The sequence below is a fragment of the Candidatus Hydrogenedentota bacterium genome (assembly GCA_035416745.1).
Lineage (GTDB): Bacteria > Hydrogenedentota > Hydrogenedentia > Hydrogenedentales > SLHB01 > UBA2224.
Genome location: DAOLNV010000009.1, coordinates 9,575 through 24,443 on the forward strand (window position 1 = coordinate 9,575; position 14,869 = coordinate 24,443).

Annotated in this window: 13 protein-coding genes; 3 read left to right on the forward strand and 10 right to left on the reverse strand. The window is 59.6% G+C overall.

The annotated features are described in order from the left end of the window. Window positions 1-270 precede the first annotated feature (270 nt). A complete protein-coding gene (locus tag PLJ71_05115) occupies window positions 271-2,601 on the forward strand; it encodes a DUF6259 domain-containing protein (protein HQM48044.1) in 2,331 nt (776 codons plus the stop codon). Window positions 2,602-2,653: 52 nt separating this feature from the next. On the opposite strand, the gene PLJ71_05120 is transcribed toward PLJ71_05115, so the two are convergent. The 6 genes from PLJ71_05120 to PLJ71_05145 all read right to left on the reverse strand — a co-directional run bounded on the left by PLJ71_05120 (window position 2,654) and on the right by PLJ71_05145 (window position 7,739). Continuing rightward, window positions 2,654-3,517 (reverse strand): sugar phosphate isomerase/epimerase family protein, encoded by an 864-nt coding sequence (locus PLJ71_05120; protein HQM48045.1) that lies wholly within the window; start codon window positions 3,515-3,517, stop codon window positions 2,654-2,656. 2 nt (window positions 3,518-3,519) lie between these two features. Beyond that, the gene (locus PLJ71_05125; GenBank protein HQM48046.1) at window positions 3,520-4,824 is read right to left on the reverse strand and encodes a Gfo/Idh/MocA family oxidoreductase; all 1,305 of its coding nucleotides are present in this window, start codon (window positions 4,822-4,824) and stop codon (window positions 3,520-3,522) included. Between the two features lie 46 nt (window positions 4,825-4,870). Beyond that, window positions 4,871-5,011: a hypothetical protein gene (locus PLJ71_05130; protein ID HQM48047.1), complete on the reverse strand. Its 141-nt coding sequence runs from the start codon at window positions 5,009-5,011 to the stop codon at window positions 4,871-4,873. Between the two features lie 124 nt (window positions 5,012-5,135). Then, complete coding sequence (locus PLJ71_05135; GenBank protein HQM48048.1) at window positions 5,136-6,401, reverse strand: DegT/DnrJ/EryC1/StrS family aminotransferase; 1,266 nt, start codon at window positions 6,399-6,401, stop codon at window positions 5,136-5,138. A gap of 124 nt (window positions 6,402-6,525) precedes the next feature. Next, window positions 6,526-7,236, reverse strand: a complete 711-nt coding sequence (locus tag PLJ71_05140; GenBank protein ID HQM48049.1) for a hypothetical protein — start codon at window positions 7,234-7,236, stop codon at window positions 6,526-6,528. Window positions 7,237-7,574: 338 nt separating this feature from the next. Further along, a complete protein-coding gene (locus PLJ71_05145) occupies window positions 7,575-7,739 on the reverse strand; it encodes a zinc ribbon domain-containing protein (protein HQM48050.1) in 165 nt (54 codons plus the stop codon). Between the two features lie 357 nt (window positions 7,740-8,096). Here PLJ71_05145 and PLJ71_05150 point away from each other — a divergent pair, with 357 nt between their 5' ends. Continuing rightward, window positions 8,097-9,116 carry a uroporphyrinogen decarboxylase family protein gene (locus PLJ71_05150; GenBank protein HQM48051.1) on the forward strand — a complete coding sequence of 340 codons (1,020 nt, stop codon included), beginning with the start codon at window positions 8,097-8,099 and terminating at the stop codon, window positions 9,114-9,116. A gap of 182 nt (window positions 9,117-9,298) precedes the next feature. Here the strand turns inward: PLJ71_05150 and PLJ71_05155 are convergent, their stop codons facing one another. From PLJ71_05155 to PLJ71_05170, 4 genes are read right to left on the reverse strand one after another with little or no spacing between them, the layout of a single operon-like run. Next, window positions 9,299-10,672 carry a PFL family protein gene (locus tag PLJ71_05155; GenBank protein ID HQM48052.1) on the reverse strand — a complete coding sequence of 458 codons (1,374 nt, stop codon included), beginning with the start codon at window positions 10,670-10,672 and terminating at the stop codon, window positions 9,299-9,301. Further along, on the reverse strand, window positions 10,669-11,901 hold the full coding sequence (locus PLJ71_05160) for a VCBS repeat-containing protein (GenBank protein ID HQM48053.1): 1,233 nt from the start codon (window positions 11,899-11,901) through the stop codon (window positions 10,669-10,671). Before PLJ71_05160 ends, PLJ71_05155 begins: the two co-directional genes overlap by 4 nt. 27 nt (window positions 11,902-11,928) lie before the next feature. Next, window positions 11,929-12,498 (reverse strand): ACT domain-containing protein, encoded by a 570-nt coding sequence (locus PLJ71_05165; protein ID HQM48054.1) that lies wholly within the window; start codon window positions 12,496-12,498, stop codon window positions 11,929-11,931. Window positions 12,499-12,529: 31 nt separating this feature from the next. Next, entirely contained in the window at window positions 12,530-13,342 is an 813-nt protein-coding gene (locus PLJ71_05170) for an undecaprenyl-diphosphate phosphatase (protein ID HQM48055.1), read from the reverse strand. A 224-nt stretch (window positions 13,343-13,566) separates the two neighbouring features. Here PLJ71_05170 and PLJ71_05175 point away from each other — a divergent pair, with 224 nt between their 5' ends. Continuing rightward, window positions 13,567-14,733 (forward strand): Gfo/Idh/MocA family oxidoreductase, encoded by a 1,167-nt coding sequence (locus PLJ71_05175; protein HQM48056.1) that lies wholly within the window; start codon window positions 13,567-13,569, stop codon window positions 14,731-14,733. Window positions 14,734-14,869 lie beyond the last annotated feature (136 nt).

The following is a 14,869-nucleotide window of genomic DNA, read 5'->3' on the forward strand; positions in this document are numbered from 1 at the left end:
GCGTGCCTTTCTCATGACGAGACTTCCCTGCGCCCTCATTGGGATTCAACCATTTTCTATACATAATGATACCATCCCGCCCGAGAAACGAAACCAGAAAAGTCCGTGCCCCGGTCCGGACCCGTCCCAGGACGGGGGTTCTCTGCCGCGAAGAAGGCCGAGAATGCAAACCGGACCCTTTTCTCAAATCCGTCAACATCTGGTAGCATGTGCCACAAACCTGAACCGTTACGTGAGCCATCGTGGAGTATGCTCTGGAGGTTCTCCCCCATGATCCATCGCAGACTGCCCACATTCAGGACCATTGTCATTGTCTGCTTGCTGCTGACTGTGCTGGCGCCCGCATCAAGGTCCTATGCCGCTGTTCCCAATTCCCAGCCCATACTCGAGAATGTAGGGCTGCGGGTGGCTTTTGACGGGGCAACCGGCCAACTCGCCGAATTCACCGATACGCGAAATGGCCATGCATTTCTCGACCCTGCCGCCGGCGGCGAACTCTGGTCGCTTCAGTTTCTGCCGCCGTCGCCGATCAGCGAACTCATGCCCGCCAATGCCAAATCCTTTGTCTGCAAACGCCAGGAAGGCCCGAATGACATCCTCGTGCTCACCTGGCAGGAATTCAATGTTGCGGAGGCGCCCGGCCTGCAGGTCACCGTTACGGTCTCGCTCGACACGGAAAACCCCACGGCATACTGGACCATCGCCATCGAGAACACGGCGAACCTCCTCCTTGCTTCGCTTCGGTTTCCGCGAATTCCCGGTATCGCCGCTCAGGAAAGCGAGCGCCTCGCCGCGCCAATCTGGATGGGACAGCTCGCCGAAGACCCGCGCCGCTTCCTCTCTAACCCCGAAAAGCCGGGACGCATGGAGTGGGAGTATCCGGGACTGCTCTCGCTGCAGTGCGTCGCTCTGTATCGCGAGAACGGCCCGGGGATCTTTCTCAGCGCCGATGACACGGCGGCTTTCGCGAAGCGGTTCTGCGTGTTCGGCGGTGCTGGCGGCCGCCTGGGCTTCGAGGTCCTGCACCTTCCCCAGGGCGGATCGGGTGGAGAAAGACGGTATGAGCCCCCGTACCGCTTGGCGCTGGGCGCGTTCGAGGGTGATTGGTTCGCGGCAGCCGAACGATACCGTCAATGGGCCTTGAATCAGCCGTGGGCCAAAGAAGCCCGGCTGAAGACAAATGCCGTCGAGGACTGGGCTGCCGCTACGGGACTCTGGGTATGGAATCGCGGCCGGTCAGCACAGGTCCTTGGCCCTGCCTTGGATTTGCAGGAACAGTCGGGCGTTCCCGTGAGCGTTTTCTGGCACTGGTGGCACGGATGCCCGTACGACATCGGTTTCCCCGAATACCTGCCGCCGCGTGAAGGAGCGGAGGCGTTTCGCGACGCCGTGAAGAAAGCCCGCGACGCCGGAGTCAACGCGATGGTTTACATGAACCAGCGGCTCTGGGGAATGACTACCGCCAGCTGGGAAGCGGAAGGCGCCGAACGGTACGCCGTCAAAGGTCCCGATGGCAAGGTACATCCCGAAACGTACAACACCTTCAAGCCCGCACCCTGCGCGGCGATGTGTATGGGCACTCCGTTCTGGCGCGACAAGTATGCCGGCCTTGCCCAACAAGTCGTGAATGATCTCGGCGTCAGCGCTATCTACATGGACCAGGCTTGCCTGAGCCTTGCGTGCTACGACCCCGCGCACGGCCATCCCATCGGGGGCGGGACATACTGGATGAACGGGTTCCGCATGCTACAGGCCGACATCCGAGAACGGTGCCACGCGGAGCCTGACCCAGCGGCCACAGCCCGCCCCGCCTCACGAAACGTCGTTCTTGCGGGGGAAGGCTGCGGTGAGGCCTGGCTGCCCTACCTCGACCTGATGTTGAGTCTTCAGGTGAGCATGGAACGCTATGCCCAACCGGGCGTCTGGGAGCCCATTCCGTTTTTCCATGCGGTGTATCACGGGTACGCCATCTTCTTCGGCAACTACTCGTCGCTTACCATGCCGCCTTACGATGATCTCTGGCCCGCTGAATTCGCCCCGAAAAAGCCCCTCGAACTGCTCGACACCAAGTTCTCGCAACAATTCCGGCTCGAACAGGCCCGCGCTTTCGTCTGGGGACAGCAACCCACGATTGCCAATTTCCTGCCCGAGCATTTCGGCCAGCGTCCCGCGGAAATTGCCTATCTGACCCGCTTGGCCAAGGTCCGCCTCCAGGGACTTAAATACCTGCTGCATGGAACCATGCTGCGGCCGCCTGCCCTGGGTATTCTCGACCAGGAAATCGACATCTCCCGGCTGTCCATCTATGCGGGACAACAGAACGCGCTCAAACAGTACCGCAAATCCTGTCCCCGCGTGATGGCAAGCGCGTGGCAAGCAGCTGACGGCGGCGTGGCCGTTGTCCTGGCAAACGTGAGCGATGATCCCCAGCCGGTTTCGGTCGACCTTTCTCGCGGGCTCTACCCCATCCCCGCTTCGTGCACGATAGCGCGACTCGACGCTGACGGCAGCCGGGAGATAGGCCCCATCGGGGGCGAGCCCCGTCTGGAACTAACGCTGCCCCCGGCCGAGGCCTGCATCTACGAATTTACTGTAAAATGAGAGGGGCGTCCCCCCGACGGTGCGGTAAGACGCCCCAAATCGTCCAAAGAGCCTATTGTGCCCCCTCCGCGGCGAGGCCTGAAACAGCCTTCTTGAACCACTCCGCACATTCACGGACCTGCGGCAGGTTGTTGTCCCAATTGGATTCGTACTCGATTCCAAACAGGGCGGGAGTGAGGCGGAGTTCGCGAATGGTCCGCAAGACCTTTTCGAGTTCCCCGCACCCTTGCCCCCAGGGCCGGTCCGTCCCGTCAGGCGCGGCCTTGTCTAAATCCTTGAGATGCAATGACATAAGCCGTCCGCCCAGCTTTCGCACCGATTCTGAAGGGTCAAGTCCCGAACGCAACCAGTGTCCGGTATCCGCGCAAACGCCGATGCGCGGGCTGCGTCCTTCACACGCCCGCAACGCCTCTTCCGGACTCCAGTACCGCGACTTGCCTTCGGGATGGTTGTGGATGGCCACGTTGATCGCATATTCGCCGCAGAACCGTTCGACAAGGTCGAAGGCCTCGGGGGCTGGCTCTGAGACAATGTATTGCACACCCAGTTTCCGTGCAAACTTGAATGTGCGGCGGCAAGCTTCTTCCTCGCCCGGGATAGCGCCAATATAGATGCCCGGCAGCGAGACTTTGGACTGTTCGAGCTTGGCGCGGATCTCCTGGATGACCTGGTCGGGCAGCTCGGCAGTCAGCTTCAGGTCGGAATCGGGGCGCACCCGTTGTCCTTCAAACGCCTCGATATAGCCAAGGCCGGCCGATGCGGTCTTGTCAACGGCTTCAAAGAACGAAAACCGGTTGAAGGTCCACGCGGTCGTGCCCACGCGCCACCCGAACGGGGTCTCAGCGCCGGACGCGCTCAACGCCCCCACCAGCATACCCAGACCGGCCAAAAAGGGCACAAGTTTTCCCGTGCGCATGGTTACAGCTTCCATCCGTTGTGCATGTCGCGGTGGAGCCTGGCATTCGCCTCGTCGTTGTCCACGAAACGGGCGGCAGCCGGGTCCCACTTGAGTTTCTGCCCGAGCCGCGCCGAGATATCGGCCAGCATGCCCAGATACGAGGCGATGTGCGCGGCATCGACGTCCGACACCGGGTCTTTGCGGCTCTTCACGCATTCGAGGAAGTTGCCGGCATGATTGGTGGAATCGGTGAGACGGACGTCGCTCTCCTTGAATTCCACCGTCAGCAACGATTCGGGCTCCGCCGAGATTCCTTTGCGGCTCACATGAACCCAGCCCTCGTCGCCAATGAACCGGCAGCCTTGTTTCATCTTGTCGCTGTCCTTGAAAACCATCTTGAGGCCGTCGGGATACGTGAAAAGAGCGTCCCAGCCGTTCACGTTGTCCGTGAAACCCTTGTTGCGATAGTCGGCCTGGCACTCCAGTTCAAAGGGCTGGGTGGCAATCCGGGGGCATCCCCAGTTCGCCTGATCGAGGTTATGGACGCCCCAGTTGCAGATGAATCCCACGCAGTAATCCCAGATCAGGTACCAGTCGGGCCACTCGACACGCCCGGGATTGTACGGATTGTCGGGAGCGGGGCCCTGCCACATCTTCCAGTCAAAACCGTCGGGAACGGGTTGTGGGTCGAGCGAACCCTCGTATTTGGGAACGTACTCGGGGCCCGGCGCGGCGACTTCCAGGGTATGAATTGCCCCCAGGTAGCCGTTCCTGGCAAGCGTGCAGCCCCGCTGGAAATGCTCGAGCGAACGCTGCCACGTCCCCGTCTGGAATACCCGCTGCGTGCTGCGGATGGTGTCGCGGATCAGCAGGCTTTCTTCGAAAGACACCCCGAGCGGTTTCTCGCAGTACATGTCCTTGCCGGCTTTCGCGGCAGCGGTCGCGATCAGGGCGTGCCAATGGTCCTGCACCGCAATGGCCACGGCATCGATATCCTCCCGGGCGATGACCTCGCGGAAGTCGCCGTACATGGCGCACCCTTGATCCCCATAAGCCTCGTCAATGATGCCTTTGGCAATTTCACAGCGGTCCCGGTAGGCATCGCAGACCGCCACGACCCGGCACTCCTTCAGAGGAAGGAAATTCTTCAGGTTGCTCCGTCCCATGCCGCCGACGCCGATGAAGCCGACAGTGATAGTCTCGCTCGGCGCTGGCGCGTCTTCGGCGCCCAAGGCGGATGACGGGATAATGACAGGCATCGCAGCCGCGGCCCCCGCGGCGGCTGAATAGCCTAAAAAGGTACGACGATTGAATTCGCGACTCATAAGCACCTCACTTTTGATGGTATCCGCGCCACTCTGGAACACATGCTCAGCGCACATCCCGGCCTTGGTCCCCCGTGACGCGGCACGAAACACGAACCCGTGTGTTGTACTCCTTGTAGACGGCCATAATCAACAATCCGGATTTACTTATGGTGCGGGCTTCCAGCGCGCTCAAGAATTTTGGCACGATGCCTCCCCCACAACCTCTCATGAACCCGGGAGGAACTCCCTTGGCGACGAGCTACCCCCACGATCGGCCGGTCTTCAGCCAGCCGCTTGAGTCAAAAGTCCTCGCGCCCAGCTCAAGCACCCTATGCCAGGGCGGCGGCCACCTTCTTCACGCCCTGCACTACCCAATCCACGTGCTTCTGTTCGTAACGCTGCGTGATATCGATTTGGATCGAGCGTCCAAGCACATCAAGGGTCTGGGGGCACATGTCCGGGCTGTACCGGCGGCTCTGGTCGTGCAGCGGCGAGGTCCAGGGACGCCCGTGCGCGTCGCCCGAAGTCATTTCCATAACGTACTCCCAGTAGCAGTAGATGTGGCGGTCAGGCACGGACTTGTCGTAAATGCTGTTCGCCGGAATACCCTCCGCATTCAGAGCCGCGGCAAACCGTTTCGTATCTTCTTTGGTCTTACACAGAAGGATGGTGCAGATACCCAGGTCACCGTCAGGGCAGTTCACGGGCGCCAACCGGACGCCGTCAACATCTTCGAGACCCTGGACTATGGCGCGTTTGGCCTTTCGGGTCCGAGAAAGAATGCTCTCGAGACGCTCGAACTGGGCGCATCCCAGGGCGCCCTCCATTTCATTCATGCGGAAGTTAGTGCCGGGAAATGCTTTGACACTGGTCTCTTCCGGACGCCAGAAAAGCATGGCCGAGTCATGCCGCAACGCCGCGCGCTGGAAGACTTCGGGGCTGTCCGTCACCACAATGCCGCCTTCGCCCGCCGTGATGACTTTGTATTGCTGGAGGCTGAAGCAGCCCGCCTCGCCGAAAGAGCCCAGCGGCCTGCCTTTGTACGATCCGCCGCATGCCTGGGCGACGTCTTCGATGAGCAGAAGGTTGTGTTTGCGGGCCAGCGGCACGAGGCGATCCATGTCGCACGGCAACCCTCGCATGTGAACGGGTACGATGGCTTTCGTGCGCGGGGTGATCTTCTTTTCGACGTCCCGGGGGTCCATGGTGAGCGTCTCGTCTATCTCACAAATGACGGGGACCGCCCCACACACTAATACCGCCGCGGCAGTGGCAATGTAGGTATATCCGGGAATGATGACCTCATCACCGTCGCCGATCCCGACTCCCGCGAAACCGCAGACCAGCGCCGCGGTCCCTCCACCGACGGCCAAGGCGTATTCCCGGCCCGTGAGATTCTTGAAATTATTCTCAAGACGCGTACACCACGAGTTCTTGTGATCGAGGAAGCGAAAAACCATCTTGTTGCGCAGAACCGACGTCACGGCCTCTATCTCGGGTTCTCCGATTTCCGCCGGCCCCAGAAAGCCCAACGGGAATGCCTCCTTTGCCACAGGTGTGCCGCCGTCTATCGCCAGTTTTTCTGTCGCTGCCATCCCTTTACATCCTTCTTCAACGGTTGTTTCCACCCCGCCCGTCAGGCGCTCGATGGAAATACCTCCAAACGCGCTCTAATTCATTCCGCGTCCACACGGTCCATCCGGGAAAGACGCGTCGGCTCTATGGTTGAACCGCCGGGGCTCCGGACGGTACAGCAACCCGTGCCCCGGGTATCGGTCTGGATATCGGGACCGCTGCTTCGGGCGCTGCTTCGGGCTCGCCGCCCGGCTCCGCAGGCGCCGCTTCCGGCTCACCGCCGGATTGGTCAGGCATCGCTTCAGGCTCTTCGATGCCTTCCGTCGAATCCTCCGAGGCGCCGGGTTCGGATGGCACTCCGAATTCGTATTGTGCCTCGTTGAATGCTTTCTGCAGTTCAGGGTGTTCCCCAATAAATGTCCCCATTCCAATGAACCCGACCTCGGGATTCTCATTCACGTAATCCCGCACATCCGTGGCGGCTTTTAATTCGCTCTCAGACACTTCGCCATCTTCGAAGGTGGATTGAATCGCGACGAAACACATCAGGATGGCCGGGAACGACGCTTTCTCATTATTTGCCAGGTCCCGCAACTCGTCGAAGAGAGGCTGGTTTTCTTCGGGGATCAGGCCTTTCTGGACGTACTCATCGTATTTCTTGTTCAGTTCGGCAGTAATCTCGCCTTTGCCCTCTTCCATGACCTTGCGTGTGGCAAAATAGGCCAGGCCGCCCATCAATACTATCCCGATGATAGCCGCAACCACGAGGATCCCGCAGCCGATCCCGCACCCCATTAACCATCCGGGAACCCCGCTCTTTTGCCCGGGCCGCATAGTCGGTTCGTATTGTGCCATGAAACGCTCTCCTCCGTTGCTTAGCCGCCACGCCGCGGTGCCCCCACTCTGCCACAGAACCGCCGCCATTATACGAGGAACCCGCCTGGAGACAAAGTCTGACGTCCTTAGGCGCAGACATCACCGTTTGGCTGGGAACGCAGGGCTGCAATGCGTGAATTCAGCTCGATATCTTCCGGATGTTTCGCCTTTTTCAAGCGGCGCGCGGCCCTGCTCCAGGCGTCCTCTCTTCGTCCGGCACGGCGCCGCAGAATACCCCCGAGCCGAAGGCTCGTGCCCCCATTTCGGGCCCGCTATTCTGGTCTGGGGCTTCATTGATAGCGCGCCACCCATGCGGGTCAGCTCTTCTTCGAGGTCTTTACGCCAAAGAGCCCTAACTGTTGCCGGGCCTTGCGACTGCCGCACTTCGGGCATTTGACCCGTTTCTTGTCGTGTTCCGACATGGTCATTTGCAGCGAGAATTGTTTCCTGCACGCATCGCACTGGTATGAGTATGTGGGCATAGCCAGTTCCTCCTGCGAAAGCCCTCAGCCCAGAAACCGCTCCAATGCCCGATATAATAGCATAATGCCCGCCTTTCCGATTGACGCCGGGCACTATTGCCCGGGCGCCTCGCGCGAACGGGAGGCCTGCGACCGCAGCATGGCCGGGATTCCGCCACGCAAACGAATGCGCAGACGCCCTGAACTGAGGCGCCGCCGGTTGCAGGGGCATATTGCGATACGCCCTCCCCGGAGTTCCTCACTGTCCGACTGACAACGACGACCTCATTGATTCCCCTTCCTGCCTCCCGTACCATTTCCCGGTGAAAAGCCCTGCCGCCAGGGAATCTGAACTCGGTATGCACACAAGGAGGAGCCATGGCCGCGACATCCCGGGAACTCGTCCACCAGACGCTGAATTTCGTGAACCCTTCCCGTGCGCCACGCAACCTGTGGACCCTGCCCTGGGCCGAGAAGCGTTTCCCCAAGGCTCTTGAAGACATCCGGCGGGACTTCCCAGACGATTTCGCGGGCGCTCCCGGCCACTATCGCGAAATCGCCAGGACCAACGGCGACCGGTACGGCGTCGGCCGCTATGTCGACGAGTGGGGTTGCGTCTTCGAAAACATTCAGGAAGGCGTGGTCGGGGAAGTTAAGAACCCCCAGATCAAGGATTGGGCGGCGGATGCCGGGAAGGTGCGTTTCCCGCGCGAATGGTTGACCATCGACAGAGACAAGGTTAACCAGTTCTGCGGACAGTCTGACAAGTTTGTCAACGGCGGCTGCTGTCCGCGCCCATTCGAGCAGCTACAGTTCCTGCGCGGCACGGCCAACCTGTACATGGACCTGCTCCATCCGCCTGCGGAGATGAGGGCGTTCGTCGCCAGGATGCATGCGTTCTATTGCGAATTGCTCGAGACATGGGGCGCCACCGATGTAGACGCGCTGAACTTTATGGACGACTGGGGAGGCCAGAACAGCCTGCTGATAGACCCCGCCGTGTGGCGCGCAGTCTTTAAACCACTTTACCGGGATTACGTCCAGCTCGCCCACGGCGCGGGCAAGAAAATATTCATGCACTCCGATGGGCATACTCTTGCGATCTATCCCGATTTGGTCGAGCTGGGCGTAGATGCCATCAACTCGCAGCTCTTCTGCATGGGCGTCGAAAATCTGGCGCCCTTTTCAGCAAAGATCACCTTTTGGGGCGAAATCGATCGGCAGCACCTTCTCCCCCACGCCACGCCCGGGGAGATTGACCGGGCTGTCCATACAGTACACCAAACGCTTTGGCGAAACGGCGGGTGTATCGCACAATGCGAATTCGGCCCCGGAGCAAAGCCCGAAAACGTGCGCCAAGTATTTGCTTCCTGGGACGCCCTCACCTGTCACGCGTAGAACACGAAGATTACGCCGGGTTCGAGCCGGGTATTTCGCGTTCGAGTTCCGACAGTGCCGCGTATTCGAACAGCACCGTCCCCCGACAAATGCTGCGGTTCCTGCAGGAATCCTTCAACCGATTGCGGCTCACACGATACTTCCGGAGAAGAGCCTTGATGACATGAACGGCTTGCTGGGCGCTAATTCTTGAGGCTGTGCAACGGCGCGGGAATACGTCCCCCGTAAGCCACGAACCGGTTGGAATACCCGGCATTGCGCACATCGGCGACCGCCCCTTCGCCGAATAAGCCACCGAATACCGCCCGATCCCCAACCTTCTTTCCGGGTGCGGGGATGATGCGCACGGCGGTTGTCTTGTTGTTGATCACTCCGATCGCCATTTCGTCAGCAATTATGGCGCTGATGGTCTCGGGATCGACATCGCCCGGAACCACCACCATATCGAGGCCCACCGAACACACGCTGGTCATCGCCTCCAGTTTCTCGAGCGTCAACGAGCCTTCGGCTACCGCATTCGACAAGGCTTGATCCTCGCAGACCGGTATGAACGCCCCCGATAAGCCGCCCACGCTGGACGATGCGAAAAGCCCCCCCTTCTTTACCGCATCGTTAAGCAGCGCAATTGCCGCCGTACTGCCCGGAGCGCCGATCTTGACAATACCCATGGTCTGGAGAATCTCGCCAACGCTGTCCCCGACGCGCGACGTCGGCGCGAGGGACAAGTCCACCACGCCGAACTCTACCCCGAGCTTCTTGGCCACCTCCCGTCCCATGAGTTCTCCCACGCGCGTAACGCGAAAACTCGTCCGCTTGATCTCTTCGGCGATATGCCCGAGATCCACGCGCCAGCCGCTCTCGAGAAGCCGTTCCAGCGCCCGCTTGATAACGCCCGGCCCGCTGACTCCGATGTTCGCGACCGTACCGGGCTCCCCCGGTCCGAGAAACGCGCCCGCCATGAACGGGTTGTCCTCGGGAATGTTGGCGAACACGACCAGCTTGGCCGCGCCGAAACCGTCTTTGTCGGCGGTCAATTCCGCGGTGCGTTTGATCTGACGCCCCATGAGCAACACGGCATCCATGTTGATCCCCGACTTGGTGCCCGCAACGTTCACGGAGGAGCAGACCCGCTCCGTATGGCACAGCACCTCCGGGATCGAGTCGATCAGCCGGCGGTCCCCATCGCTGAACCCTTTTTGCACCAGCGCCGTATAGCCGCCGATGATGTCTACGCCGACGCCGCTGGCGGCTTCATCCAACACTCGGGCAAGAGGAATACACACGTGAGCGCCGTGCGCCTCCAACAGCGAACTTATCTTCGAGACCGCCAGACGCTTGTTAACGATGCTTATCCCGTATTTCGCCGACACCTCGTCGCAGCAGGTCACCAGGTTTTCCGCGACGCTATGAATGCGAGACCGGATCTTGCCCACCATGCGGTCCGCATCTCCGTCGGCGCAGCACATCAGGTTGATGCCGAGGGTTACCGCCCGCACGTCCAGGTTTTCGAGCTGAACCATCTCGATCGTCTTGAGAATGTCCTCGGTGGGTATCACAGGTCATCCTCCAGGTCGCGCTCGAGATCCTCGGCAGGGTCATATACGCCCAGCACGAGATAGAGATGCCCTTCACCGTCGAGAATCAGCGTATCCTCGGCGCCGTCCCCGTTCATGTCCTCGCGAACCACCGAAGCCGGTCCCGGCGCCAGTTTAATGTTTTCGGCGATGCTTTGGGGTTTGTCATAGACGCCATCCCCCCGGTTTTCGATAAGGAATATCGAGCCCTTCGTATTCACTACCACAATGTCCTCGCCGGTAAGCGTGTCGGGGTCCGATAAGGCCATGATATGGATGCCGCCCTCGGGGCCCAGCGGGGGCGCGATCTGTTGAGGGCGAGAAGCGAAGACGCCCTTTCCTTCATTCTCAAGGAGCACAATCATCCCTGCCGGTCCCATAATGATCAAATCGTCGTCGCCATCGTAATCGTAATCGGATACTTCAATATCCACGCTTCCCGGCTTATCTTTCCTGAAAGGTCCGGCGATATGCCTCGGCTCGCCGAACCGCCCCCCGAGGTTCTCCAGCACGAAAACCGTGCCGATACCATCGATGAAGACGATTTCCTCATCGTTATCGAAGTCCAAATCAGTGAACACAAAATCGAATAGTCCGGATTTGACGTTTGGAAGCTGCACCATAAGGGAGGCGTTTCCGAAATGGCCGGTGCCGACGTTCTCGATCTTGTACAAAGCGCCTTCCGGAGTCGCCAATACAATGTCTTCATCGTTGTCGAGATCAACGTCCGAAACACGCACCTGAACCAAGCCGCTTTCCTTATTTAACGCATCGGAGATCTTTTGCTTGGGACGGTAGCGCCCGCCGCCCTCCGCGGACACCAGATAGACCTCCCCCATGCTGCTTGAAATCAGGATGTCTTCGTGGTTATCCAGATCAACGTCGGACAGATCGAGCGAAACCGGGCCCGGCACGGCATTCACGGGTCCGGCGATCGACACAGGCTTCGAGAACCCCTTGGTGCGATTGTTCAACATGAGCCGCACATTTCCTAACGCATCCACGAGCAGAATGTCTTCATCGGCATCCTGATCCGTGTCGGTAGTAGCAACCGAGACGTACCGGCACGCGACTTGGCCCGCATCGAGAATCTTCTCGACCACTGTCTCGGTAACGTGTTCATCGTCCAGCAAGGACTCCTCGGACGCCCATCCCGTACCGAATCCAAGTGCCAGGCAACAGAGAACACCTGAGATAACGGTTGTTCGCATCAAAATCACCTCCGAAACTTCAAGGCACTATCCCTGCTCTGGACGCGTATGCACAGACAATGAATTGGTCGCCACGAAGATATCCTGGTGCCGCACCATTAGCGACACGTTCAGCTCTTTGGCGGCGTTTTCAAGTTCATGCCGGACCTCTCCCGGGTCCACAGCCGCCGGAATTGTCACGTGGAAGATAACAATGAACTGTCCTTCCCGCACCTCAAACCAAACGTCGTCGATGTTTATGCCCCTCTGCGAAAAACAGCGGGTCAGCCGCCGCACGATACCGGGCTTGTCTTCGCCCTTCACCGTGACGATAAACGGCTCGCCTTCCAACGGTTTTCCTTCTCTCAACCCATCATGGGGCAGCACGATAGCGCGGTAGTCCCCCGAGCTTTCCACTGCTTCCTTGATTTCTTTGGCGCTCACGCGCCGCGGAAATTCGCCGCAGACGATCATGGTGAACCAGCCCCAAACCACGGTCTGGCTCAGGGCTTCGAGATTGCCGCCAAGCCGGAACAGCGCGTCGCTGACGTTGGCGATAATTCCAACCTGATCGCGCGTCACGACGTTTATGACGTAGCGGGACGTCCCCGTATTCATGGAATGATGCCTGCCTCGCCCTCGAAGGGTTTTATTCGCCAGAACCTACCAAGAACAAGTATGCAAAGACGGCGAGTGCCAATGCAATGCGATAGTAGCCGAAAACCTTGAAATCATGGTGGCGGATGTAGTTCATGAAGAATGCCACAACGCCATATGCCACAACGAACGACACAACGGACCCGATGCCCAGGAGCCCCCACTCCGTCGCGTTGAACGCAGCCCCGTCTTTCGCTATCTCCAACGTGGCCGCCCCAAGCATGGTCGGAATGGCCAGAAAGAACGAGAATTCCGCGGCCGCGGCGCGGCTTGCCCCCAGAACCATGCCGCCAATGATGGTGGCCGCGGACCGCGACGTGCCCGGAATCATGGCCAGGCACTGGAAGAGTCCGACAGCCACAGCCCGCCCATACCCCGCATCGGCAGCCTGCTCAAACACCGGCCGCCGGTCACCTCGCTCAAGCAGGATGAGTACCACCCCGCCGACGAGAAGAGCGATCGCTACAACGGCTGGATTGAACAACTTCTCCTCAATGAAATCGTCGAATAAGAAACCCAGAAACCCCGCGGGAAGGAAAGCGGCCACGATTTTCGTCCATAGCGTCAGAATAGCATTACGCTCTTTTGCCGGCTTGCCGAAAGGCCACAACCGCGGCCAGAAATACACCACCACAGCCAGAATGGCCGGCAGTTGAATAACCACCATGAAGGTGGCCGGAAATCCATCGCTTTGTTTGAACCGCAGAAACTGCTCGACCAGGATTAGATGGCCCGTGCTGCTGATGGGCAAGAACTCCGTGACCGCCTCTACGACGGCCAGGATTACCGATTTGACTACTTCCATACGCTCGACACCAATCCTGTCTTCCGGAAGCCGTGCGCCCAGTCCCTGCCCCGAACACCGCACAAGACCCCTATTGATACGCCCGAAGTATAACCAGCGCAAGCGCGGCACACAACGTATTCAAATAGGGTCACATGGCACTTGGCATTCATGCTGACCCTTTCTATAATAGGAGGTCCAGCAAGCAACAGCAGCAACCACACTCGTGTGGAGGAGGGAGAAGTATGGCCAAGAAAAAAGTGAATGTTGCCATGGTGGGCGCGCAATTCATGGGGAAAGCCCACAGCAACGCGTGGCGCAAGGTCGGGATGTTCTTTGATGCCCCCGTCGAGCCGGTCATGAAAGTCTTATGCGGGAAATTCAAAGAAGAAATCGGAGTCGCGCGAAAGTGGGGATGGGAAGAGGCCTCGCTCGATTGGAAAGAGGTGGTCAACCGTTCCGATATCGACATCATCGACATCTGCACTCCGAATTTCCTGCACCCGAGCATCGCCATCGAAGCCGCTAAGGCAGGCAAGCACATCGTGTGCGAGAAACCGCTCGCCAACACGCTGAAAGAAGCCCAGGACATGCTCAAGGCGGTTGAGAAAGCCGGCGTGAAGCACATGTGCGGGTTCTCGTACCGGTTCGCCCCCGCCGTGCAGACCATCAAGAACATGATCGTCAGGAAAGAGCTGGGCGACATCTACCATTTCCGTGCCGCCTACCAGCAGGACTGGATCGCCGACCCGGATTTCCCCATGGTCTGGCGTTTGAAGAAGAAGCACACGGGCAGCGGCGCACTCGGCGATATCGGCGCCCATATCACCGACCTGTGCCATTTCCTCGTCGGCGATGTGTCGGAGCTCGCGGCCACCATGGAAACGTTTATCAAGAAACGCGTCGTGGCCGACAGCGACGTCGGCGCGTGGGGCGCGAAGGGCAGCAAGAAACAGAAAAGATACGACACGGTGGACGTGGACGATGCGGTCGCGTACGTCGCGCGCATCAAGGGCGCCAATACGATCGCGACCTTCGAGGCAACCCGGTTTGCCCCCGGACGCCGCAACTACAACTCGATCGAGATCTACGGCAGCAAGGGCTCGGTCTTGTGGAACAAAGAAGATATGAACCTGTTCCACTATTACAATTGCAGCGATCCCAAGACGCTTCAGGGCTTCCGGAAGGTGCTCGCGACGGATTCGGGCCATCCCTACACCCACGCATGGTGGCCGCCGGGACATCTCATCGGCTACGAGCACCTGTTCGTCCACGAGATCTACGAATTTCTGTGCGGCCTCAACCGCAAGAAGAATGATTTCCCGACGTTCGCGGACGCCGTCAAATGCCAGAAGGTCCTCGATGCGGTCGAGAGGGCTGCGAAATCCAAGCGATGGGTAACGGTTAAGTAAACGCTGACCCGACTCGGTTACCCAAGGGCGCCGCGGGAACATGTGCCCGGGGCTCCAACGATAAGGCTGACCAAGCCGGGTTGGCTCGAGACAGCGCCAATCCGGCTTGGATTTCCTAATCGTTTTCCGTGTGCTT